At 50.0% G+C, this 23068-nt stretch carries 21 protein-coding genes; 4 read left to right on the top strand and 17 right to left on the bottom strand.

Translation table 11 applies throughout. The features are described 5' to 3' along the window. Positions 1-17 precede the first annotated feature (17 nt). Positions 18-1247 carry a class II aldolase/adducin family protein gene (locus PUE40_RS03925; protein ID WP_277671966.1) on the top strand — a complete coding sequence of 410 codons (1230 nt, stop codon included), beginning with the start codon at positions 18-20 and terminating at the stop codon, positions 1245-1247. Positions 1248-1321: 74 nt separating this feature from the next. Here PUE40_RS03925 and PUE40_RS03920 read toward each other — a convergent pair whose 3' ends face one another. The 4 genes from PUE40_RS03920 to PUE40_RS03905 are packed head-to-tail and all read right to left on the bottom strand — an operon-like array spanning position 1322 to position 6818. Next, positions 1322-3481: a DUF975 family protein gene (locus PUE40_RS03920; protein WP_277671965.1), complete on the bottom strand. Its 2160-nt coding sequence runs from the start codon at positions 3479-3481 to the stop codon at positions 1322-1324. A gap of 12 nt (positions 3482-3493) precedes the next feature. Beyond that, the gene (locus PUE40_RS03915) at positions 3494-4672 is read right to left on the bottom strand and encodes a metallophosphoesterase (protein WP_277671964.1); all 1179 of its coding nucleotides are present in this window, start codon (positions 4670-4672) and stop codon (positions 3494-3496) included. A 36-nt stretch (positions 4673-4708) separates the two neighbouring features. Beyond that, positions 4709-5455, bottom strand: a complete 747-nt coding sequence (gene tsaA / locus PUE40_RS03910; RefSeq protein ID WP_277671963.1) for a tRNA (N6-threonylcarbamoyladenosine(37)-N6)-methyltransferase TrmO — start codon at positions 5453-5455, stop codon at positions 4709-4711. Further along, complete coding sequence (locus PUE40_RS03905; RefSeq protein ID WP_277671962.1) at positions 5439-6818, bottom strand: aldehyde dehydrogenase; 1380 nt, start codon at positions 6816-6818, stop codon at positions 5439-5441. The genes tsaA and PUE40_RS03905 overlap by 17 nt, the downstream gene beginning before the upstream one ends. Positions 6819-6966: 148 nt before the next feature. Between PUE40_RS03905 and mnmA the strand changes: the two genes are divergently transcribed. Beyond that, positions 6967-8040: a tRNA 2-thiouridine(34) synthase MnmA gene (mnmA, locus tag PUE40_RS03900; RefSeq protein ID WP_154554085.1), complete on the top strand. Its 1074-nt coding sequence runs from the start codon at positions 6967-6969 to the stop codon at positions 8038-8040. An 80-nt stretch (positions 8041-8120) separates the two neighbouring features. Here the strand turns inward: mnmA and PUE40_RS03895 are convergent, their stop codons facing one another. From PUE40_RS03895 to PUE40_RS03835, 13 genes are all read right to left on the bottom strand, one after another. Continuing rightward, a complete protein-coding gene (locus PUE40_RS03895; protein ID WP_154554086.1) occupies positions 8121-9107 on the bottom strand; it encodes a helix-turn-helix transcriptional regulator in 987 nt (328 codons plus the stop codon). A 20-nt stretch (positions 9108-9127) separates the two neighbouring features. Continuing rightward, on the bottom strand, positions 9128-10303 hold the full coding sequence (locus PUE40_RS03890; protein ID WP_154554087.1) for a MalY/PatB family protein: 1176 nt from the start codon (positions 10301-10303) through the stop codon (positions 9128-9130). A gap of 13 nt (positions 10304-10316) precedes the next feature. After that, positions 10317-10988, bottom strand: coding sequence for a helix-turn-helix transcriptional regulator (locus PUE40_RS03885; RefSeq protein ID WP_154554088.1), 672 nt, complete (start codon positions 10986-10988; stop codon positions 10317-10319). A 167-nt stretch (positions 10989-11155) separates the two neighbouring features. Next, on the bottom strand, positions 11156-11503 hold the full coding sequence (locus PUE40_RS03880) for a hypothetical protein (protein ID WP_277671961.1): 348 nt from the start codon (positions 11501-11503) through the stop codon (positions 11156-11158). Positions 11504-11531: 28 nt separating this feature from the next. After that, positions 11532-12113 carry a TetR/AcrR family transcriptional regulator gene (locus tag PUE40_RS03875; RefSeq protein ID WP_235898195.1) on the bottom strand — a complete coding sequence of 194 codons (582 nt, stop codon included), beginning with the start codon at positions 12111-12113 and terminating at the stop codon, positions 11532-11534. 175 nt (positions 12114-12288) lie between these two features. Then, entirely contained in the window at positions 12289-13275 is a 987-nt protein-coding gene (gene argF / locus PUE40_RS03870) for an ornithine carbamoyltransferase (protein WP_330681538.1), read from the bottom strand. Continuing rightward, a complete protein-coding gene (gene argH / locus PUE40_RS03865; RefSeq protein WP_277671960.1) occupies positions 13272-14666 on the bottom strand; it encodes an argininosuccinate lyase in 1395 nt (464 codons plus the stop codon). The genes argF and argH overlap by 4 nt, the downstream gene beginning before the upstream one ends. Positions 14667-14689: 23 nt before the next feature. Further along, on the bottom strand, positions 14690-15913 hold the full coding sequence (locus PUE40_RS03860) for an argininosuccinate synthase (RefSeq protein WP_154554093.1): 1224 nt from the start codon (positions 15911-15913) through the stop codon (positions 14690-14692). Between the two features lie 316 nt (positions 15914-16229). Next, positions 16230-16808 (bottom strand): indolepyruvate oxidoreductase subunit beta, encoded by a 579-nt coding sequence (locus PUE40_RS03855; protein WP_154554094.1) that lies wholly within the window; start codon positions 16806-16808, stop codon positions 16230-16232. Next, positions 16808-18592 carry an indolepyruvate ferredoxin oxidoreductase subunit alpha gene (gene iorA / locus PUE40_RS03850; protein ID WP_154554095.1) on the bottom strand — a complete coding sequence of 595 codons (1785 nt, stop codon included), beginning with the start codon at positions 18590-18592 and terminating at the stop codon, positions 16808-16810. The genes PUE40_RS03855 and iorA overlap by 1 nt, the downstream gene beginning before the upstream one ends. A gap of 244 nt (positions 18593-18836) precedes the next feature. Next, entirely contained in the window at positions 18837-19502 is a 666-nt protein-coding gene (locus tag PUE40_RS03845) for a helix-turn-helix transcriptional regulator (RefSeq protein ID WP_154554096.1), read from the bottom strand. A gap of 169 nt (positions 19503-19671) precedes the next feature. Continuing rightward, on the bottom strand, positions 19672-20082 hold the full coding sequence (locus PUE40_RS03840; RefSeq protein ID WP_154554097.1) for a hypothetical protein: 411 nt from the start codon (positions 20080-20082) through the stop codon (positions 19672-19674). 80 nt (positions 20083-20162) lie between these two features. Further along, positions 20163-21089 carry a YitT family protein gene (locus PUE40_RS03835; RefSeq protein WP_154554098.1) on the bottom strand — a complete coding sequence of 309 codons (927 nt, stop codon included), beginning with the start codon at positions 21087-21089 and terminating at the stop codon, positions 20163-20165. A 193-nt stretch (positions 21090-21282) separates the two neighbouring features. On the opposite strand from PUE40_RS03835, the gene pepT reads away from it, so the two are divergent. Further along, positions 21283-22500, top strand: a complete 1218-nt coding sequence (gene pepT, locus PUE40_RS03830; RefSeq protein ID WP_154554099.1) for a peptidase T — start codon at positions 21283-21285, stop codon at positions 22498-22500. Between the two features lie 4 nt (positions 22501-22504). Beyond that, positions 22505-23068 (top strand): HAD family hydrolase, encoded by a 564-nt coding sequence (locus PUE40_RS03825; protein ID WP_154554100.1) that lies wholly within the window; start codon positions 22505-22507, stop codon positions 23066-23068.

Genomic DNA, 23068 nt, shown 5'->3' with positions numbered 1-23068 from the left:
TTATGACACTCCACGCAGTGAAACAGAATATAATTGAATACGGAAAAAAATTTGCGGACATCGGTTTCTCTCTGGGGGATTCCCCTCGGATTCTGGTGCAGCAGAACCATCGGGTCTTCGGGACGGAACCGGATGCGGACTTTACCGATCTTCAGGTAAAAGAAATTTGCGACATCACCGGCACTTCCGACCCGGCCAAAGGCGCACTGATTGCCTCCCCTTACGAAGCCATGGTGGTGGCAAAAACAGAATATACCGCCATGTGCATCCGGGATGGTCTGAGCATTCCGGCCGTGCTGGACGATATGGCCATGATTATCGGTAGCCGAGTTTCCATCGTTCCGGAGGATCGCCTCAGCCTGGCCAAAGCCCTGAGAAAATCCCCGTCCGTTCTCACCACGGAAGGCAATCTGATGGTCTGCGGGCGAAACCTGTACGAGGTGTTCACCGGACTCCTGATTCTGGAGAAGAACGCCGGTATCTTTGTGGATGCGGATTTCCTCGGCGGTGCTCATCCGGTGTGCCCGCTGATGGGAAAACTGGAGCATAAAATCTATCTGAAAAAGTATTCTCGGAAAGAGATGGAACGGCAGGACCGGCTGGAACAGCAGGCTCCTGCGGAAATACCGGAAGATATTCTGCAAGACGCGGCATCGGATTACGCGGAGATGGATTTGCCGAAAAAAGACCGGTCACCGGAAGAACAGAAGTGCCGGGAGCAGGTGGTGGAATACGGTATCCGATTGTTGGATTCCGGACTGGTCCAGGGCACCTGGGGAAACCTTTCCCTTCGGCTGGACGATGAATGGATGCTGTGCACCCCATCCGGGATGGACTACCGGGGACTGACTCCGGAGGATATCGTAAAGGTGAACCTGGAAACCTTGGCCTATGAGGGTGCGCTCAAGCCCACTTCGGAAAAGGACTTCCACGCCGGAATCTACCGGAATCGGCCGGATGTAAATGCCGTCATCCACACCCATGCGCGGTACGCCTGCGTCTATGCCGCCTGCGGACTTTCTTTTACCACCAGCAGCGGCGATGCCATCGAATGCGCCGCCTACGGGCCTTCCGGCACCGGTCTGCTTTCCCGAAATGTGCAGAATGCCATCGGGGAGAACCGCGGCTGCCTGATGAAGAACCACGGCATGGTGGCGGTGGGTTCAGACCTGGACGATGCCTTCCACACGGCCATGAGCATCGAAAATGCCGCCAAAGCACGCATCGAACAATTCTGGGCAGAATAACAAAATCTGGGCAGTATAATAAAAACCTGCACCGGGCAACAACAGCTTGCTGTTCGGTGCAGGTTTTTGGTTCTTCACTTTTTATATACGGTTGGATCACCCACATCGTAATCTTTATATTCATCCGGCAAAACTTGCTCAACAATCAAGTTTTCATCCTTGAAGTAACAATTTAGTGTTAGTGTATTACCTTCCTCATCAAAAGGAATCTGCACGGTGTATGAATCACCGGATTTCTTATACGTTCCATCTGCAGTTACTAATGCACTGTTAATTGTTACAACACCCTTCTGTTTAAACTCAATGGTCTGGCTCCTTAATTGTTCTGCAACGTCTTTGTCAAACGAATCGTCAAAAGAGTGTATCTCATTATCTACCAGAGTTCCATATGCTTGCCATTTACCCTTCCGCCGATTCGGCACGGCTTTGGATTCGGTGATTTTCATAGCCACCTGTTTCGTGTTTCCGCTGGAGATTCCGGCCCCCGTGTTGGGGTGCTTTACCGAATAGATTTGATCGAAGGAGAATAGGCTGATCAGCATGATGGCCGCCAGCAGAAGAGCCTTTCGGTTCACCTTCTTCAGGAGGTTGTCCAGCAGCGGCGCAATGAGATAGACTATGGCCAGTCCCCCAAGGCCGAATACCAAAAGTCCTTCCGCGCAAATTCTTCCGTCTATATTCATGAAATATCCGCTGTAGTCCCACCATTTCTGGCCGTATTTCGTCTCCAGGAACCAGGCCGTACCGTATTCCACAATGCCGCAGACCACCACCGTCAGGGTGAACTGCAGCACCGGCTTCTCCCGAAAACGCTTCAGCAGAATCAGCACCAGAAGGCTTCCCACGCCGTAGATTGGAAGCCACGGTCCGTGCAGCACACCGCGGTTGACAAAGACTCCGTCTTCCACCAGATGCAGGCTCACTTCCCAGCACCAGCCCACAAAGGACATCATGAAGAAAATCATGATCAAGCTCAGCAAGGAATAGCTCCGAGTCGGCAGCATGGTGAACCGAGGCGTAAATTGGAAATTGCCGAAGAACGGTCCCAGTCTGCCGGGATACACCACGCCGTCCAGAATCGCCTGACCGTATCCCAGCTGGTACTGCATCGCCTTATTCCGTTCGTATTCCTCCAGCTTTCGGGATGGAAGGAGTTCAACGCCGAACCACTTCGCAATGAATCCGCTCATCCCCGTGGGCTCCGGAACGGCGTTCTTCTCATTTTCTTCAATCCGGCTCACCAAATACGGATACTTCTCTCGCAGTATCTCCTTCGGCGCCGGACAGTAGAGATATTCGTCCATCAGGTTTTCGGTACCGGAGATGCAAGCTTCCTTGGAAACCTCCCGGATTCTTGCGTAATACTCTCCGTAGAACGCCGCTTTATACGGGTTAGAAAAGAAGATGCCGGACAATCCGATGGTGAAAATGTCCAGAACATCCCAGCCCAAGAAGCTCATGTCCGCCTTGAACAGCTCCCACTTGTGACCCTGCATCATTTTTCGCGAGAGGGTGATGACCTCATTGGCTTTTATGGTGGGATTTTCCGCCAGAATATACGGCACCAGCGCATAGGAATACCGCTTAATCACTCCGCCCACGACGGTCAATGTCCACAGGAAACGGTACAGTGACTGTACGAACATGGTCCAGGCGATTTTCGGCCAGGACCGCGTCTCCAGCGGATAGAACAATCGCTGAATCGTGACCTTTTCATATACCCGGCCCTCCAGTACCATACGCCGCATCACCACGCGGTAGGTTTCTTTGATGAACAGCCAAATAAACAGGTACACCGCCACGCTCCCCAGAATCATCAGAGAAATAGAGACGGTTCGGGAACCGGAAAGACTAAGCAGTGCCTCTGCTACGGCGAATCGAAAACCGCCGGCGGAATAGGAATTGGCAATACCGGAAAAAACACCGTTGGACCGGCCCAGGTACCGGCTGTGATCGTTCTTTACGAGATCTTCTTTCTGTTCCCGGATTTCCTTCCGGACCTGATCCCCTTCTCCGTTGGCAATCCGGTCCACCGTTTCTTTGAAATCCGAATTCTCCACAATTGTTTCGTACAGCTGTCCGATGGAAGTGTATTCAATATTGTCCATATGGTAGCGGATGGTGGACATGCCATATTCCACCCCGCAAAAGCTGGCGAAGAGACAGATGACCAGCACCATAAGATAGTGCTTTTTCAGATTTTCCTTCGCCCGTCGTTTTAATTCCTTACGCATAGAACTCCCTATCTATCTTCCATCTTCAAACCGTACGTTCAGCACCATCACTTCGCTGTTGCTCAGAAGCCGAAGCGGCGGTCCGTAGACTCCCACGCCGGAGGTCACCGCCCCGGTGGCCGTGCCCAGCTTCTCCACGCCCCAGTAATTCTCCCACACAAAGGACCGCATGATGGTCAGCGGGAAGAACTGCCCCGCATGGGTATGACCTGCCATCAGCAAATCCACCCCCGTATCCTTGTAATCCTTCAAGTGCTCCGGTTCGTGATTCAGCACCAGCACGGGCTTGTTTTTGTCCACTGTCTGCATCAAGTTCTGAAGGGACTCCCGCCGGTTGTTCCGATATCCGGTCTTCTCCCCGTCCAGCCGACCCACCAGATCTATTTTTCCATCCACCGAAATCACCTGATCCTGAAGCATGGTGATTCCCGCCTTCGCCATCATCCGGTCGATGCGCGGATCCCGCGTGGGATTGGCGTCGGTTTGAGTGGTAAAACCACCCACCAGCTTCTCCGACACATCGTGATTTCCGTACACACCGTACGTTCCGTAGCGGCTTCGGATTCCTTTCAGAACCTTCGCCACCTCCTCCGGCTTGTGAATGGCTTCATATTCGTTATCGTAAATATCCCCGGCCACCAGCACCAGATCCGGATTCTGTTCGTTGATTTTTTTTACCATCCGCTTCATATCCCGAACGCCGATGGAATACCCCAGGTGCCAGTCCGACACCAGCACGATTTTCATCTCCTTCATGCCATCCACCGACTTGTGAATGGTCACGTTCTGCGTGTTCACCGTCACGTGTCTGGCGTGAATGCCGCCGCAAACGGTCAGCCCCGCCGACAGCAGAAGTATGATGCCGAAGGTTGCCGTGTGCCACGTAAAAGCAGGTTTCTTCCACACACGCTTCCGAAGAATCAGCGCGATATCCAGTAGGGCAAAGAAGAACACCAGGTAAATCCAGAAGCCCAGGAAGTAGTTGGAAAATTCAATTATATGGCGCCGAAATCCGTCGGCCGGCAGAAAACGCCCCACCAAAATCATCAGGCAGCACACTCCCACCAGCGTGCACATCCCCACCAAGTATCGCCTCTTCTTTCCGGTGATGAATTCCAGCCCTTTGTGAAAATGCGCCATCGTATATATCAGCAGTATTACGTACACCGCCAGCATGAACCATTTGAACATAAATCTCTGTCTTTACCCTTCCTCGTTTTCTGTATTCTACTTAATATGTTGCTCTTCCGAGCAAACCACATCCACCACCTGCAGCACATCCCCCCGAACCTGAAACCGCACGTCGTAGGAAGCGAACTTCATTCCGTACACGTATCCCGGCTTCTTCTCGTACGCCGCACGGGGATCCTGTTCCAGCACCCCGATTAGAGGCTGCCGCTTCTCTTCGCTCACCTTCCGAAGGAGCTCTTCCGGAAATACCACTTCCAGGAATTTCATCTCCGGCCGGGCGAATCCGGACCTCGCTTTCGGATGCGCATCGGAGTATGCCGCATACGGCTTGATGTCGTAGATGGGCGTGCCGTCCAGCAAGTCTGCGCCGCCTACAATCAGCAGCGGATTCTCCGGGTTTGCCGTGTCCACCCGAAGGAGTTTTACCGCGGACATGCCAAGGCCGTTGGGCCGGAAGGGAGAGCGAGTGGCAAACACCCCTTTCTTCTCCTTTCCGCCCAGCCTTGGCGGCCGCACCAGCTTCGACCATTTCGGTTCCGGCTCTCCTTCCCGGGAATAATCCCAGTTCTCCGAAAACCCGAAAATCAGCCAAAGGTATTCAAAATCTTCCATTCCCCGAACTACATCCGGCGTCCGGAATTCCGGCTCGAACTCCACGGTGCCCGTCAAACCCGGCACCAATCCCGGCTGCCGGGGAATTCCGAATTTCTCTTTGAAATCCGTACGAATGTACGCCACCGGCTGAATGGAAAGCCGGTCTCTCTCTCTACCGGAACAGCACATGGAGCACCTTCTCGTACATCTTCTTGTACGGCTGATACCGCATCGGCAGATCCGGCCGTGTTTTCTTATCCACAATTCCCTTGTAGTGGGAGAAGGTATCGAATCCCCACTTGCCGTGGTAGTTTCCGATTCCGCTGTCGCCCACGCCGCCGAAGCCCAACTTGTTGGACGCGATGTGGATGATGGTGTCGTTCACGCAGCCGCCTCCGAATCGGCATCGGGACAGGAAGTACTCCGCCACTTTCTTTTTTCCGGTAAAAACATACAGCGCCAGTGGATGAGGCAGCCGATTCAGCGTCTGTATCGCTTCCTCCGTGCTGCGGTAGGTGAGAATCGGAAGAATCGGTCCGAAAATCTCTTCTCCCATCACCGGATCGGTCCATTCCACCGAATCCATGATGGTAGGTTCTATCTGCAGGGTTTCCGGATCGGAACCACCGCCCAGAATTACTTTCTCCGGATCCATCAGTCCGTTCAAACGCCGGAAATGCTTCTCGTTGACGATCTTTCCGTAGTCTGGATTCAGCAGTGCATTCGGCGAATACTGCCGGATGGTCTCCGCCTTTAGAGCTTCCGCCAATTCTTCTCGAACATCCTCGTGGCAATAGATGTAATCCGGTGCGATGCAGGTCTGACCGCAGTTCAGGAATTTGCCGAATACGATTCGGCGCGCCGCCAGCTTAATGTTGGCCGTCTTGTCGACGATGCATGGACTCTTCCCGCCCAGCTCCAAGGCAAATGGGGTCAGGTGCTCTGCCGACTTCTGCATCACCAGCTGTCCCACACTCTTGCTTCCGGTAAAAAAGATAAAATCAAATTTCTCATCCAAAAGATACTGATTCTCCTTCCGTCCGCCGGTCACCACCGCAACGTATTCTTCCGGAAAGCAAACTTTAATGATATTCCGGATCACGGATCCGGTCTCCGGAGAGTAGGCGCTCGGCTTCACCATCGCCGTATTGCCCGCTGCAATCGCATCAATCAGCGGCTCCATGGTAAGGAGAAACGGATAGTTCCACGGGCTCATAATCAGCACCGTTCCCAGCGGAGACGGCTTCACAAAGCTGCGAGAACGAAACTGTGCCAGCGGCGTCCGCACGTTCTTCTCCTTGGCAAAGTGCCGCACATTCCGAATCATGTAGGAAATCTCGTCGTACACCATGCCGATTTCACACATAAAGCTCTCGTAGGAGCCCTTTCCCAAATCTGCCTTTAACGCCCGGCAGATGGCATCCTCGTACCGACGAATCCCCGCCCGAAGAGTTTTCAGCGCGGAAATTCGATGTCCCACATCCAGCGTGGTGCCGGTAAGAAAATATTGATTCTGCAAATCTCGAATTCGAATTATTTCTGAGCGATCCATAGCTTCCCTCTTTCCCTGCATCTCGGAACGATTTTCTCTTCCGGTTGCAAAATGCCTACCAAAGTGGTATCTTATAAAAATAATATATAAATCATTGTACCATGAATCTGTGATATAATGAACGAAAAGTAACAAACGGAGGAATTCAATGTCTGAAAAAGTTCTCGTGGCCATGAGCGGCGGTGTGGACAGCAGTGTTGCGGCTTACCTGATTCGGGAAGCCGGATACGAAGCCACCGGCGTCACCATGCGCCTTTATGATAATGAAACCATCGGTATCAGCAGCGCCAAGACCTGCTGCAGCCTGGACAGCATTAACGATGCGGTCAGCGTGGCCAATCGGTTAGGCATCTATTTTCTGGTGTACGATTTCCGAGAGGAGTTCAAGAAGGAAGTCATCCAGCGCTTCATCGACTCCTACGAACAGGGAATTACCCCGAATCCCTGCGTGGAATGCAACCGTTACCTCAAATTCGACCACCTGTACACCGCCGGAAAAGAAATCGATCAGGACTACATCGCTACCGGTCACTATGCCATCATCGAACAGGACCGGGGAACCGGACGATATCTCCTGAAGAAATCCGCCGACCTGAGCAAGGATCAGAGCTATGTGCTCTATTCCCTGACCCAGGATCAGCTCTCCCGCACCCTGTTTCCGCTGGGAGGCCTCCACAAGACGGAAACCCGCCGAATCGCCGAAGAGCAGGGCTTCATCAACGCCGAAAAACGGGACAGCCAGGACATCTGCTTTATCCCGGATGGGGATTACGCCGGCTTTATCGAGAAGTACACCGGCCGAACCTACCCTTCCGGTTATTTCACCGACCGGGAAGGAAATATTCTGGGCGAGCACCGGGGCATCATCCACTACACCATCGGACAGCGAAAGGGCTTAGGTCTCGCCCTGAAGAAACCGATGTATGTGCAGGAGCTGGATATGGAGCGCAACCGGGTCATCCTGGGAGACAACGCGGATCTCTTTACTCGGGAATTCGATGCCAAGGACTTCAACTGGATTGCCACGGATACCCCGGCCTCTGACATTCGGGCCAAAGCCCGAATTCGCTACAAGCACAAAGAGGCGGATGCCACCATCGTCCCAACGGGACCGGATACCGTCCATGTAATTTTCGACGAACCCCAGCGAGCCATCACCCGGGGCCAGTCGGTCGTTCTATACGACGGCGACTACGTCATCGGCGGCGGAACCATCTGCTAGAACCGATTCTGTTTTTACAGAAAATCAAAAACAGGAGCGACTTTGCCGGAATCTTCCGGAAGTCACTCCTGTTTTTTTGATTATCCTTTTAACACTTTTTGTGCCATCTCCATGTATTCGTCTCGGACGACGGACGGGGAAATAATCCGGATTTTTCCGGCGAAACGGAAAATCCAGGAAAAGAAGTTGGGACTGACGGATACCTCCATCGTGGCGAGGAAGTGTTTTTCATCCGTTACCCGCGTGTGTACATCCTCCCCGAAATGGTCGATGACGTACTTCATCACCTCGTTCTCGCATTCCAGGGTCACAATCTGAAGCTCTCCCCGGTACATCTCGAACACCTTCTGGCAATAATCCTCCGGATCCCAGCCCATAGGCTTCTTGGCCGCCGGAAGATCGGCGATTTCCACATTGGTCATCCGATCCACCCGGAAAGAGGAAATGTTCAAGTGCTTGTCCGACCAGCCAATCACGTAATAGAAATCATCGTTCCAAAACAAGGTGTATGGGCTTAGACGATAGAGTTCTCCATTTCCCCGGAGCACCTTCTCCTTCTCCGCGTTGTACTCAAAGTAGTTAAAACGAATCATCTTCTCCCGGCTGATGGCATCGTTAATCAGCTCGATGATATAGTAGATATTCTCGTTCAGCGCTTTCACGCGGCTTCCGAAGATGAGATGCCGCTGCAGCTCGTTTCGCTGGTTCTCGCTCAAGAATCGATTCAGCTTCTCGATAAGCTGCTGGCTTTTCTTTGGTGTTATGAAGCGAGAAGAGGACACCGCATCCACCAAAAGCTTCAGTTCCGGAAGCTCGAACTCCCGCGAACCCCAGAAGTATCGATTCGGCTTGCTCTTGATTTCAATAATATCATAAGCAGAGTCCTCACCGGTCAGGAATTCCATATCCGTCTTCAAGGTCTTCCGATTGGTTCCAACCCCCTGCTCCTCCAGATAATCCAACAAATCATAGGTGGATGCGGGATGCTGTTCATCCGTATTCAGATATAGGTATCGCAACAGAACGATAATTCGTTTCCGCGTGCTGCAATTCGTTAAGTCACCCATCGGCCACACCTCCCGATTCATTAAAGGGTATTAATACGATCCAGTCTGGCAACAATCTGACGAACATTGTCTGGGGAGGTGGCCAGGTTCACGCGGATAAAGTTTTCGTACTTATTCCGGCCGAACCACTCTCCGAAATCCACTGCCAGGTTGCACACATCCCGAATCGTTCGCTCCGTATCCCGTTCCGACAGATAGGCACTTAAGTCCACCCATGCCAGATAGGTCCCCTCGAGCGGGGACACCACTGCTTCCGGAAGCTTCTGTTTCAACCCTTTCACCAGAATCTGATAGTTTCCGTATATTAACCGGATTGCCTGCTCCAGCCACTCTTTTCCGCCCCGGAATGCCGCCTCGTAAGCGACGTATCCGAAGCTGCTTCCGCTCTGCGTCTTGATTCTCCGCGTCATGGCATCATATTTTGCCCGGAGGGCGTCGTTCGGAATAATCGCCATGGCGTTCTGGCAGCTGGCCAGGTTAAACGTCTTGGATGCAGAAGTCAGCGTAATCAGAATGCTGTCATAATCTCCGGCAGTGGCAGCGGTAATCTGCCGGTGTCCCGGCATAATTAAATCGTGGTGAATCTCATCCGCAATAACGTAGACCCCATTCCGCCGGCACACATCCAGCAAATCCCGAAGCTCCTCCTCGCGCCATACTCGGCCCACCGGATTGTGCGGGGAGCAAAGGATGAACAGCTTCACGTCCTTCTTCTGCACCATTGCCTCGAAGCTCTCCAGATCCATGGTGTAGTATCCGTTTTCATCTTTCACCAGCGGAACATCCACCAGTGTGCGGGACGTGTCCCGAATAGCATTGGCGAAAGGATAATATACCGGTGACATCAGTGCGACGCTGTCTTCAATCTCCGTCAGCATCTGAATAATCCAGTAAATAGCCGGAACCACACCCGGAGAATATCGAATCCACAACGGATTGATTTCATACCCATGCCGTTCTTTCATCCATTGGATAAAAGAATCGGTGAAAGACTCCGGAATCGAATAGTACCCGTAAACGTTATAGTTCACGTATTCCGTCAATGCCTCCCGAACGCATTCCGGTGCCTCGATATCCATATCTGCCACCCACGCCGGGAGCAAATCCGTGCGACCAAATTTTTCCTCCAAATCATCCCACTTTACGCTATTTGTATTTCTTCGGTCCTTATATTTCAAAAGACTGTATCTTTCCATTCTCTCCTCCTGATTACTTTACCTTAAGGCGTTCGATTGGTTCCAATTCATCGTCATTTCGAAGATCCCGCAGGTAATTGTATAGTGTTGCCTGGGATACGGAAATCACTTTGCATACATAAGGAATCGCATCTTTCACGTCAAATACGCCCTGAATTCTCAGCCGGCGAATCAATTCCATCTTTCCTTCTTTCGTGGTCAATTCCACCGGATTCATGGCCTCAGCCGAACGACGGATGACATCCTGCGTCATCTTCTGGATGTAATCTTCTTCTCCCAGCATGTTCTCCTGTTCACCCTCATGCAGATTCACGCGAACCATATTTCCCAGATATTGAAGAATTCCATCGATGGTGGAGGTATCCTGATTCACGCAAAGCATGGCGGCCACATCTCCGTTTTCATCTCGGAACAGCATATGAGAAGCTCTCAGCTTCTTTCCTTTTCCGGTATGGCTTTCAAATCCCACCAGATGATCGTCCTCATCGGACAATTTCTCGATGGATTGGCCCACGCCTTCATCCAGAGGGCATCCTGCCTTTCGGCCGGTCACATACCCATTTGCAACATAACTGAGTTTCATTTCTTGCAAATCATGAACCGCAACTTCAGTATCGCTTCCCATTATCTTGGAAAGACCTTTTGCGATATTGGACAGCATATTAATTCGTTCTTCCTGTGTCATATCATTTACCTTTCCTCTTCACTAGCCGTTGCAATCTGTAAATAAATTATAACACATAAACAAAAACTTTGTTCGAATTATTAACGAACTTTTCATCACATAATCTTTATCTCCACAAGAAAAAATGACGTCCCTGTCGGAACGCCATCCTTATTCACATAATTCTGCTAATCGTCGTCTCGAGTCACTTCCACATCGTCCACATCCACGGCATTCGTCTCGTAGACCTGTTCCATCCGATTCGGATCATCCGTACCCTCCGAATAATCCACATCCTCTTCCGGGTAACTTCTGTTTCCGGAATTGCCGTATGTTCTGCTTCTCTCATACTCCGACTCGTATTCATCTTCGCGATTCCGCTTGTACAGGTATTTCTGCACCGCAGAAATCAGTGCGACAATGCCCACCACAATCCAAAAAGCCGGTGTGAACAGAAGCCGCAGAAAAGCGCCCATCGTAAAGAGGACCAGCAGCAGCAAAATGAAACAGCCAAAATTATTATTTCTGTAATACATAGTACTCCTTTACCGGATGCACCTGCCGTTATTTCTTCCGGCACTGACCGAACAGCAGAGGCATCATCTTCTTGCTGTATTCTCCTAGAGAATATTCTCCATTATTCATACACCAATCGGTTACCAGCGCACGCTCACAGATTCCGTACAGCTTCACCATTTCCGTGACGGTCAAATCGTCCCGCAGTTCCCCGTTCTTCTGGCCTTCATCGATAATGCGATTCAGAATTGAAAAGTAGAATCGATTCTTGTCCAGCAGGTTGGAGGCGTCCTCCTTCGTCAGCTGAGCCGCATACTGATTCGCAATCAGTCTGTAGTCGAAGTTCTCTCCGATATAGGTATGAATTCTATAATTTAAGTACATCAATTTCTCAAAGGAATCCAAATCCGCCGGCATCTGTTCTTCCACATTTCTGTACTCTTCATCAAATATAACAGATAACGTGTTCAGTAATGTGTCTTTACTGCGAAAATAATAATAAAAAGTACCCTTAGATATTCCGGCACTCATAATGATATCGTTCAGCGTTGTTTTTTCGAATCCCTTCTGAGAAAACAAGTTCCAGGATTTGCGGATGATTCGTTCTTTGATATTTTCTTCTTTTTCCATTTCGTTCTCCATGATTTTGGCAGTGAGTCCTTTCGCACGGCCATTTTAACTATGTTCTATAACATAGTTTAATCGTTTTTATTATAACAGAATTCCAAATATTTTCAATACCAAAAGGGCCGCCGCATTCCTACAGCAGCCCTTTCGAAAAAGAGTAAGTGTTATATGACGGCAACTAGATTACCGCTGCCATAATTGCTTTAATGGTGTGCATACGATTTTCCGCTTCTTGGAAAACGATGGACTGCGGACCTTCAAAGACTTCCTCGGTCACTTCCAGCGAATCGATTCCGTATTTTTTGCAAACTTCTTTTCCCACCTGTGTATCGGTGTTGTGATATGCCGGAAGACAGTGCATGAAGACACAATCCGGTCCCGCCGCATCCATCAGATCCTGTGTCACACGATACGGATACAAATCCTTGAAACGGTAGTTCCACTTCTCCTCCGGTTCGCCCATGGACACCCATACGTCGGTGTAAATGACATCCGCATCCTTGACCGCATCCATTGGATCCGCATTCATCTCGATGATTGCCCCGGTTTCCTTGGCGATTTCCCGGCACCGATCGATCAGCGGCTGTGGCGGATAATATTCATCCGGTGCACATGCCACGAAATGAAGTCCCATCTTCGCGCAGCCAATCATCAGAGAATCGCCCATGTTGTAACCGGCATCGCCCATGTACACCAGCTTGATGCCCTTCAGTCTGCCGAAATGCTCTTCGATGGTGAGAAAATCCGCCAGAATCTGCGTTGGATGATACTCGTTGGTCAAGCCGTTGATTACCGGAACTTTGGAATACTTCGCCAGGGTTTCCACGCGGCTCTGTTCGAATCCGCGGTACTCAATGGCATCGAACATTCCCGCCAGAACTCGAGCGGTGTCTGCCAAAGTTTCTTTTACACCAATCTGGGATCCGCTGGCCAGATACGTACTTCCCATTCCGAGATCGCTGGCCGCCACCTCAAAGGAACAACGGGTACGGGTACTGCTCTTCTCGAAGATCAGTGCAATGTTTTTTCCCTCATGTGTCTTATGGGGTTTTCCGTCCTTCTTCTCTGCTTTCAATTCCGCAGAGAAATCCAGCAGATACTGAATCTCCTCCGGCGTAAAATCCAGCAATGTCAGGAAATCCCTTCCTTTCAGATCAATACTCATTCCCATTCTCCCTTTTCTTCCTCTAGTATATTTCGAACTGCTTGAATCTGCGCTTCCACAGACTCCACGGAAGTCCCACCTTCCGATTTTCTTCTTTTTACGCAGTTGATTAAATCGATGGCATCGTACAGATCCTGCTCAAACATATCCGAGTACTTCCGATACTCTTCCAGCGGAAGGTTCTCCAATACCATTCCGCTCTTCACGCAGTCGGAAACGATGGTTCCGATGATTTTGTACGCCTCACGGAACGGCATGCCCTTCTTGGTAAGGTAATCCGCCAAATCCGTCGCGTTGATAAATCCCTTCTGTGCCGCATGCATCATATTTTCTTCGTTGGCCTTCATTTCCCGAATCATTGGGGCGAATACCTGAAGGCATATTTTTGCCGTATCGATGGCATCGAACACCGGCTCTTTATCCTCCTGCATATCCTTATTGTATGCCAGCGGAATGCCCTTCAGCACGGTGAGCAGAGACATCAAATCGCCATACACTCTCCCGGTCTTCCCCCGGGCCAGCTCAGCCATATCCGGATTCTTTTTCTGCGGCATGATGGAGGAACCGGTGGTAAAGCTGTCGCTCAGCTCCACGAATTTGAATTCCCAGCTGGACCAGAGAACTACTTCTTCGGCCAGGCGAGAGAAATGCATCATCAGAATGGATAATGCACTGAGCAGTTCCACGCTGTAATCCCGGTCGGAAACCCCATCCAAGCTGTTCAAACAGATGGAATCGAATCCAAGACCTTTTGCTTCCATCCGGCGATCTGTCAGGTAAGTGGTACCTGCAAGAGCGCAGCATCCAATCGGGGATACGTTGGTCCGCTTATACACATCCTTCAGACGGTCCAAATCCCGCAGGTACATCATGGCATACGCCATCAGATGATGCCCGAAGGTAATCGGCTGGGCCCGCTGCAGGTGCGTATATCCCGGCATCACGGTCTTCTTGTATTCCTCCGCCTTGTCGGTCAGCGCTTCCACCATTTCCAGCACCAGCTGCTGCAGATCTTCAATCTCTTCCTTTACGTACATCCGAAGGTCCAGGGCCACCTGATCGTTTCGGCTCCTTGCGGTATGGAGCATCTTTCCTTCCGCTCCGATGCGTTCGGTCAGCGCCCCTTCTACGAACATGTGCACATCCTCGGCGGTCAGATCCACCTCCAGCTTTCCGCTCTCCAAATCCTCCAGGATTCCTTCCAGACCTTCGATAATGTGATCCTTAGCCGCAGCCGGAATGATGCCCTTTGCCGCCAACATTTCTGCATGCATTATCGATCCGGTAATGTCCTGTCTGTACAGTCTCTTATCGAAAGGAATCGACGCATTGAATTTATCGGCAATTTTGTTCAACTCTCCGGCAGTACGGCCGGCCCACATTTTCTTCATATTATATATCTCCTAAAAATCTATTACTTGTTGTTTTTCTGATCGACCATCGCCTGTACGGTAATTGGCAGTCCGAACAGGTTGATGAATCCATTGGCATCGGTCTGGTCGTAATCCGACTCACCGAACGTTGCGATTTCCTCCGAATAGAGGGAATAATCACTCCAAAGTCCGGCCTTGATGATGTTGCCCTTGTACAGTTTCATGCGAACCTTACCGGTTACATTCTCCTGCGTCTTGTCCACAAAAGCAGACAGCGCCTCTCTCAGCGGAGTGTACCACTGACCGTTGTATACCACTTCGGCAAAGGTAATGGCCAATTTCTGTTTCTCGTGCAGAGTCATCTTGTCCAGCGTAGCGGATTCCAGATACTCGTGCGCTTTGTACAGAATGGTGCCTCCCGGTGTCTCATAGACGCCGCGGCACTTCATGCCCACCAGACGGTTCTCGATAATGTCCAACAGACCGATACCATTCTTTCCGCCCAGCTCGTTCAGGGCTAAAATAATTTCCTTCGCGGTCATCTTCTCACCGTTCAATGCCACCGGTGTTCCCTGCTCAAAATCCAGTTCGATATAGGTTGGTTCGTCCGGTGCGTCGATTGGGGATACGCCCATTTCCAGAAATCCCTTCTCTTCGTATTTCGGCTCGTTCTCCACCTCTTCCAGATCCAGGCCTTCATGGCTCAGATGCCAGAGGTTCTTATCCTTAGAGTAGTTGGTCTCACGGTTAATCTTCAGCGGAACATTGTGTGCTTCCGCATAATCGATTTCCTCTTCACGGGACTTGATATCCCACTCACGCCACGGAGCGATGATCGGCATCTCCGGTGCGAAGTGCTTGATGGTCAGCTCGAAACGAACCTGATCGTTTCCCTTTCCGGTGCATCCGTGACAGATGGCATCGGCATTTTCCTTCTTCGCTACCTCTACCAGTCCCTTCGCGATGCACGGTCTTGCGGTACTGGTTCCCAGCAGGTACTCTTCGTAAATTGCACCGGCCTTCATGGTCGGGATGATGAAATCATCCACATATTCATCCGTCAGATCCAGAACGTACAGCTTGGATGCGCCGGTCTTAATGGCCTTCTCTTCCAGACCATCCAGCTCATCATCCTGTCCTACGTTGCCGGATACGGCAATGACTTCGCAGTTATTGTAGTTTTCCTTCAGCCACGGAATGATGATGGAGGTATCCAGACCTCCGGAATATGCAAGTACTACTTTTTTAATCTCTTCCTTTTTCATAACAAATACTCCTTTTCTTTTTCGTTGATGTATTCTATTATACATAATTATTCATACTTATCAATAAAAATTCATGAAAATATGGGTTGTATCAAAGTTTATACACAAGTTATGCACAAAGTTCACTTCCAAGTAATTCTTCTAATTTCATCACAATTCCTTTCCAAGCACTGCCTTTGCGTGCTCTCCCCCGTAAGGTGGACAGCTCAAAAAAAAACAACAGAAAGGCGAGTCCTGTGACTCGCCTTTCTGTTGTTTAGAGGTAATCGGATTCATCTGGAGACTGCATCCCCATTCTTATTCCGCTCTTTCCCTATTACTTAAAATCGTATCCGGCCTGGAAAGCCTTCTTGTTCAGTTCAACGAACTTCGGCTTCACATTCTTCTCAATGTGCTTCATCCAGTCTACATCGTCCAGTGTACCGATGGCCTTAACCAGTGCACCCAGCAGAACGACGTTCATTGCCTTCGGGTTGCCCAGCTCAGTAGCCATATCTCCGGCTTTCAGGGATACAACCTTAACCTTTGCTGCCAGGTCTTCGATAATTCCTTCCGGATACTCTGCCTGACCCTGGTTAACCGGTGCCGGGTTAATTACGAAATCGTTTACTACGATGGATCCGCCCTTCTTCAGGTATGGCAGCCATCTCAGAGCTTCCATGGTTTCGAATGCAACGATAACGTCTGCAGAACCCTTTCCAACGATTGGAGAAAGAACCTTATCTCCATAACGTACCTGAGTACTTACACTTCCGCCACGCTGAGACATTCCGTGAATCTCACTCATCTTAACGTCATAACCAGCTTCCATAAGGCCGCTCGTGAGGATCTTGCTGGCGAGGATGGTTCCCTGTCCGCCGACACCTACGAGGAGTATATTCTTTACTTCGCTCATTATCTTGTCACCTCCGAAATTGCATTGAATGGGCATACCTGCTTGCAGATTGTGCAGCCGTTGCAGCTGGTCTTATCGATTTCTACCTTATCCTTGGTAGACATCAGAGCCGGGCATCCGGTCTTTACGCACATCTTGCAGTTCTTGCACTTATCCTGATCGATTTCACACTGATGTTTGTTCATGGTTGGGAATTCATCCAGATCCTGCTGGCTGAACTTCTTCAGAACGCACGGCCATCTTGTGATGATTACGCTTGGTTCGTCGGTAGCGATGCAAGCATCCAATGCCTTATCAACCTCTTCCAGAATGTTCGGGTTAACAGTGTGGATATTCTCTTCCTTCATGCCGATAGCCTTCAGCAGAGCCGGAATATCTACTTCCGGTGCTTCCTTGCCCATCAGAGTGAATCCGGAACCCGGGTTCTGCTGATGTCCGGTCATACCGGTGATTCTGTTGTCCAGAATTACGCTGATGCTGTGACCCTGGTTGTAGATGGAATCCATGATACTGGTGATACCACTGTGGAAGAATGTGGAGTCACCCAGTACACCAACTGCCTTTGTCTCTGCACCAACCATCTTATATGCCTGGGATGCACCGTGAGCCATGGACAGGCTGGCACCCATGCAGATTGCGGTATCCAGTGCGTTCAGAGGAGCGTTGGCACCCAGTGTGTAGCATCCGATATCTCCGTTGATCATGAGGTTCTTCTTCTTCTTGATTGCCTGGAAGAATCCTCTGTGTGGACATCCTGCACACAGTGATGGAGGTCTTACTACAGACTTCAGTTCGGATTCATAGGATTCCGGAACTTCACCGGTCAGTGCTTCTCTTACGATATCTGTGTTGAGTTCGTCGAAGGTCGGAATAACCGGCTTTCCAACGCACTCAATTCCGTGAATCTGGAGGAATTCCTGCAGATACGGATCCATTTCTTCAATAACATATACCTTCTCAACCTGTGCGCAGAAGTCTTCAATCAGCTTAGTTGGCAGTGGGAAGGTCATACCCAGCTTCAGGTAAGATGCGTTCTCTCCGAAGGTTTCCTTTGCATACTGATAGGAAATTCCGGATGTTACCACACCGATCTTCTTGTCATGCCATTCCGGCTGGTTGATTTCGCAAGTATTTGCATACTCTTCCATCATCTGCAGCTTTGTTTCCAGATTGACTCTCATCTTCTTTGCGTTTGCCGGTGCAGATACATACTTTGTAATCTTCTTCTCATAAGGGATGTAGTCTGCCTCAACACGCTCACCCAGCTCAACGATTCCCTTGGAGTGACATACACGAGTTGTCACGTGGAACAGAACCGGTGCATCGAACTTCTCGGACAGTGCGAACGCCATCTTCATGTAGTCCTTACATTCCTGGCTGGAAGACGGTTCCAGCATCAGCAGTCTTGCTGCCTTTGCATAGTTTCTGTTATCCTGCTCGTTCTGGGAACTGTGCTGTCCCGGATCGTCTGCAGAAATGATTACCAGACCACCGGTAACACCTGTGTATGCTACGGTGAATACTGGGTCAGCTGCTACGTTCAGACCAACGTGCTTCATTGCACAGAAGGAACGAACACCGGCGATGGAAGCACCAATTGCTGCTTCTGCCGCAACCTTCTCGTTCGGAGCCCATTCCGAGTACACGTTTTCCTTGTACTGCGGCATGTTCTCGAGAATCTCTGTACTTGGAGTTCCTGGATAAGCAGATGCGAATACGCAGCCACCTTCATAAGCTCCGCGGGCAATTGCCTCGTTACCCGACATAATTACTTTCTCGGCCATCTAATTACCTCCTAAATCAATTCAAATAAATTTCAAATTGAAATTTCTTTACAACTCGATAATATCACCGCACTTGGCCGGGGTCAACTTTTTTTTGCGAATTTTTTACACATTTTAATTTTTTTACATATCAACAAATTATCGTGAAAATCTTGTATAAAAATTCAAACAAAACACCCTCCTCCCCATACGTCTCGTGGCAAAGAGGGTGTCTATTGATTTTTTTCAATAAAACGATATTCGGTTATTTCAGCCTTAACGGTGTGCTGTCATCTTCCCCTTCATTTTTAATCTCCCGAAGGTAGTTGTACAGCGTGGTCTGAGAGATGGAAAGCGCCTTGCAAATGTACGGCGTCGTTGCTCGAACATCAAAGATTCCCTGACGCTTCAGTTCCTTGAGCAAGGTAATCTTTCCTTCCTTCGTATCCAGATCTCCGGTCGTCATCTTCCAAATGGAATTCATAATCGCGTTCTGCGCCACGTTCTGAATAATATTTCCGCCGCTGTCCCCCGGAGAACATTCTTCATCCGTATTCACGTGAATCTTGTAGTTGATGTAATCCCGAAGCTCTTCCAGCTTGGAATCATCCTGGTTGATGCAGATCAGCACCGCCGGCTCCCCCTTTTCATCCCGGATGATGAAATGGGAGGACCGAAGGCGCTTTCCCTTCTCGGACATCGTACGATATGCAATCATATGTCCGTCATCGTCGGACTGACGCAAAATCATTTTATAGATGGACTTATCCATGCGGGTCCCCACTTCCCGCCCGGTAATATTGCCATTGGCGATGAACACCATTTGCATCTCGTGAAGGTCATGTACCGCTACTTCCGTGTCCCGGCCTTCCACCTTTGCGATGCCCTTTGCCACGCCAATCATAATTTTTATCAGCTCTTCCTGTTTCATATCCTTCCTCTTTTCGTCTCTCTATCTGCCTTACGGTACAAGAAGCTCTTTCATCATTTGTAAGATATACTATCACACCGCGGCAAGGAGTTTCAATATGGGTTGTAATTTTTTTACAAAAAAAAGTGCAGTTGCACCTGCACTTTCGACTTCAATTCAGTTTCCGGAACTAGTCCTCTTTCACCTTGTCCCACATGGTGGACATTCTCTGAATCTGCTTTTCGTCTGTTCCGTTTCGACGGAGCTGCTTCAAATACATTTCCTTCGGAACACCCATCTTCTTGTACGCACCCAGGTATTTCTTCATGTAATTGTTCATATACAGCATAAAGCCGCCCAGATACACGAATCCCAGAACTGCAACAATCAGGGAAGCCTTCCAGCCTACCAGGAATGCCAGAAGAATCACGGCAACAACCCAGACAATGCCGGCTACACGGTTGAATTTGGACCATTTCTCCATATCCAACTGCTTCGGCATCTCTACGCCCTTTTCCTTCATCTGATTCTTATACATATTCTGCTGATAACCTTTTGACTGACGGTTAAACTGTGGTGGACGCTGTTTTCCTTTTCCCATTCTTTCACTCCTTTAAATTAGTCACACTACATTATACAGGGAAATGAGCCATTTTCCAATGGTTTTTTGGCTTTTCTTTATTAATTTTTTCCCTCATCTTCGATCACCTTGATACCTTCGCGGCGCTGCGATACGATTGGCACGTACTCTTCGTCGCCGAACATGGTGGTAAAACCGTTTCCGTTAATTTCACTGACATTGGAAATGGTAATAAACGCCGTCGGATCGATGTTCAGAACCGCTCTCTTCACGCGGTTCAGGTTGCGGCTGCTGATGACGCTGGAAATCACTTCGAAATCTTCCTGAATGTATCCGCCCTTTGCCGGGAAAATAGTAGTGCCGTATCCCAGTTCCAGCAGTTTCTCGTTGATGGATCGGCTCTTTTCCTTACTGAAGATCATGGTCTGTACGCCACCCTGGTTCATTACCAGAATGTAGTTCAAAACCACACTGTAAATCAGCGTATAGAAGATTCCCAGAATAATTCCGTTGGTGTTGGTCATCGGAATCTGGATGATAAAAATACATACGTCCAGTGCAGACATGACCGGCGCTACCTTCCAGCCGAATTTTCGGTTTAAAATAATCGGCGGTACGTCCACACCACCGGTGGAACCACCCATACGAATTACCATACCAATTCCCACACCATCCATGATGCCGGCACAGATTGCCGCCATCAGCGGATCGTCTACCAGATGCTGCAGCGCATCGATGTTCTGAAACAATCCGAGGAAGAACGGAAACAGGAATGTTCCGGCCACAATTGTAGCGGCAAATTTTTTTCCCAGAAGAATCCATCCGATTACGAATAACCCAATATTAATTGCATATACGGTAGGGGTCACACCGAATCCAAAGAAGTGGTTCGCACTTCTTCCAACACCGGTCACCCCTGCAACTACCATGTCATAAGGAAGCGCAAAGCATGCCATAGCACAAGCGCTCATCGCATTTCCAAGAACGAGTTGCACCAGATCTGTTACAGTTTTCATTGTTTTACTCATCGCATTTCCTCCTTCCAATAAAAAACACCCGACATGTCGTCCGGTGTAGAAAAAACAATCTTGCGCGACGAGTATAACGCAAAAAGCCGTGTAAGTCAAGCATATTCCACTTTTTTTGCACTCTTGAAAATACACTGCACGGGAAATATAATAAGAGGTAGTTGTTTATGTTCATTAAGGAGGAACTATAGAAATGAAAGCTTACGAAAGATTTCTTAAGTACGTTACCGTGCGCACACCAAGTGACGAAAACAGCAGCACCATCCCATCCTCTTCTTGCCAATTCAACCTGGCCCACGTTCTGGTGGACGAGATGAAAGCCATCGGCATTGAGGATGCTGAGGTTGACGATCAGTGCTATGTATACGGTCACATTCCGGCAACTCCGGGATATGAGAACTGCACCGCCATTGGTTTTATCGCTCACATGGATACGGTTGCGGACTTCTGCGATCACGATATCGTACCGGTAGTGCATGAAAACTACGACGGAGAGGCATTGGCACTGGGCGACAGCGGTCTGACCCTTTCCCCGGAAATGTTCCCGCACCTTCGGACACTGAAGGGCCGCACCCTCATCACCTCGGATGGAACCACCATCCTGGGCGCCGATGACAAAGCGGGAATCGCCGAAATTCTCACCGCAGTGGAAGATCTTTCGGACATCCCTCACGGACCGATCAGCGTTGCTTTTACCCCGGACGAAGAGATCGGCACCGGCGCATCTCACTTCGATGTAAAGAGATTTGGTGCGACCTACGCGTACACCTTGGACGGTGATACGGAAGGCGAAATTCAGTTTGAGACATTCAACGCCGCTCAGGCAAAATTAACATTCCACGGCACCAACGTGCACCCGGGTTCCGCAAAGAACATCATGGTAAATGCGGCACTGGTAGCAATGGAATACGATTCTCTGCTTCCGGCTGCAGAACGTCCGGAAAGAACCGAGGACTATGAAGGCTTCTATCACCTGACCCACATGGAAGGCAGCGTTTCCGATGCCTCCCTCACCTACATTCTCCGGGATCACGATGCCCATGTTTTCGACAACCGCCAGAAGACCATGCGTCAGGCAGCGAAGTTCATCAATGAACGGTATGGTGCCGGAACTGTGGAACTGGACATTCGGGTTCAGTATCGGAACATGGCAGAAGTTATCGAGAAGTGCCCAATCATCGTAGAAAATGCGAAGAAGGCGTGCAAAGCAGCCGGTGTAGAAGAGCTGATTCTTCCGGTCCGCGGCGGCACTGACGGAAGCACCTTGAGCTTCATGGGTCTGCCTTGCCCGAACCTGGGAACCGGCGGACACGCATACCACGGTCCTTACGAGCACATCACTTTGGAAGGAATGGATCAGTCCATTCAGGTCATCCGGGAATTGATTCGCATCTTCGGAGAACAGGAATAATCCGATGACCGCACTTCATATCTTTGATTGTGACGGTACGCTGCTGGATTCCATGCGAATGTGGGACAACATCAGCAGCGATTATCTCCGAAGTCTGGGCATTCAGCCGCCGGCGGATCTGGCGGAGATTCTGGATCCCCTCACCTTCCCGGAGAGCGTCCGGTACTTGGTAAATCACTTTGACCTGGATGACTACGAAAACACCTCCCGGGGACTGATGGACCGGGTACTGTGGCACTACGAGAACGACCTGGAGCTGTTTCCGGGAATTCAGGAGGAGTTGGAAACGGTGTCCCGAACGGGAGAGCCGATGATTATCCTTACCAATTCCCCTCGGGAGTTCGTGGAAGCCGGACTTCGGCGAACCGGAATCCGGCACTATTTCAGTCGGCTCTTTGTATCCCAGGAACTGGGCATCTCCAAGGACGATCCGGAAATTTTTCGGGTGGTATGCCGGGAAATGAGCGTTCCTCCGGAAGACGCGCTGGTCTATGAGGATTCCGCCTTTGCCATTCAGGCAGCGCGGGAAGCCGGGTGCCGCGTAAAGGAATACGATCGGTATCGTTAA

Origin of the sequence: Mogibacterium kristiansenii (assembly GCF_029224645.1) — a bacterium.
Lineage (GTDB): Bacteria > Bacillota > Clostridia > Peptostreptococcales > Anaerovoracaceae > Mogibacterium_A > Mogibacterium_A kristiansenii.
This window is presented reverse-complemented; position numbering and strand designations above follow the sequence as displayed.

Excerpts from the sequence above, each read along its gene's own strand:
- PUE40_RS03920 (WP_277671965.1), bottom strand. The coding sequence starts at position 3,481 with ATGCGTAAGGAATTAAAACGACGGGCGAAGGAAAATCTGAAAAAGCAC.
- PUE40_RS03915 (WP_277671964.1), bottom strand. The coding sequence starts at position 4,672 with ATGTTCAAATGGTTCATGCTGGCGGTGTACGTAATACTGCTGATATAT.
- tsaA (WP_277671963.1), bottom strand. The coding sequence starts at position 5,455 with ATGTGCTGTTCCGGTAGAGAGAGAGACCGGCTTTCCATTCAGCCGGTG.
- PUE40_RS03905 (WP_277671962.1), bottom strand. The coding sequence starts at position 6,818 with ATGGATCGCTCAGAAATAATTCGAATTCGAGATTTGCAGAATCAATAT.
- mnmA (WP_154554085.1), top strand. The coding sequence starts at position 6,967 with ATGTCTGAAAAAGTTCTCGTGGCCATGAGCGGCGGTGTGGACAGCAGT.
- PUE40_RS03895 (WP_154554086.1), bottom strand. The coding sequence starts at position 9,107 with ATGGGTGACTTAACGAATTGCAGCACGCGGAAACGAATTATCGTTCTG.
- PUE40_RS03890 (WP_154554087.1), bottom strand. The coding sequence starts at position 10,303 with ATGGAAAGATACAGTCTTTTGAAATATAAGGACCGAAGAAATACAAAT.
- PUE40_RS03885 (WP_154554088.1), bottom strand. The coding sequence starts at position 10,988 with ATGACACAGGAAGAACGAATTAATATGCTGTCCAATATCGCAAAAGGT.
- PUE40_RS03880 (WP_277671961.1), bottom strand. The coding sequence starts at position 11,503 with ATGTATTACAGAAATAATAATTTTGGCTGTTTCATTTTGCTGCTGCTG.
- PUE40_RS03875 (WP_235898195.1), bottom strand. The coding sequence starts at position 12,113 with ATGGAAAAAGAAGAAAATATCAAAGAACGAATCATCCGCAAATCCTGG.
- argF (WP_330681538.1), bottom strand. The coding sequence starts at position 13,275 with ATGAGTATTGATCTGAAAGGAAGGGATTTCCTGACATTGCTGGATTTT.
- argH (WP_277671960.1), bottom strand. The coding sequence starts at position 14,666 with ATGAAGAAAATGTGGGCCGGCCGTACTGCCGGAGAGTTGAACAAAATT.
- PUE40_RS03860 (WP_154554093.1), bottom strand. The coding sequence starts at position 15,913 with ATGAAAAAGGAAGAGATTAAAAAAGTAGTACTTGCATATTCCGGAGGT.
- PUE40_RS03855 (WP_154554094.1), bottom strand. The coding sequence starts at position 16,808 with ATGAGCGAAGTAAAGAATATACTCCTCGTAGGTGTCGGCGGACAGGGA.
- iorA (WP_154554095.1), bottom strand. The coding sequence starts at position 18,592 with ATGGCCGAGAAAGTAATTATGTCGGGTAACGAGGCAATTGCCCGCGGA.
- PUE40_RS03845 (WP_154554096.1), bottom strand. The coding sequence starts at position 19,502 with ATGAAACAGGAAGAGCTGATAAAAATTATGATTGGCGTGGCAAAGGGC.
- PUE40_RS03840 (WP_154554097.1), bottom strand. The coding sequence starts at position 20,082 with ATGGGAAAAGGAAAACAGCGTCCACCACAGTTTAACCGTCAGTCAAAA.
- PUE40_RS03835 (WP_154554098.1), bottom strand. The coding sequence starts at position 21,089 with ATGAGTAAAACAATGAAAACTGTAACAGATCTGGTGCAACTCGTTCTT.
- pepT (WP_154554099.1), top strand. The coding sequence starts at position 21,283 with ATGAAAGCTTACGAAAGATTTCTTAAGTACGTTACCGTGCGCACACCA.
- PUE40_RS03825 (WP_154554100.1), top strand. The coding sequence starts at position 22,505 with ATGACCGCACTTCATATCTTTGATTGTGACGGTACGCTGCTGGATTCC.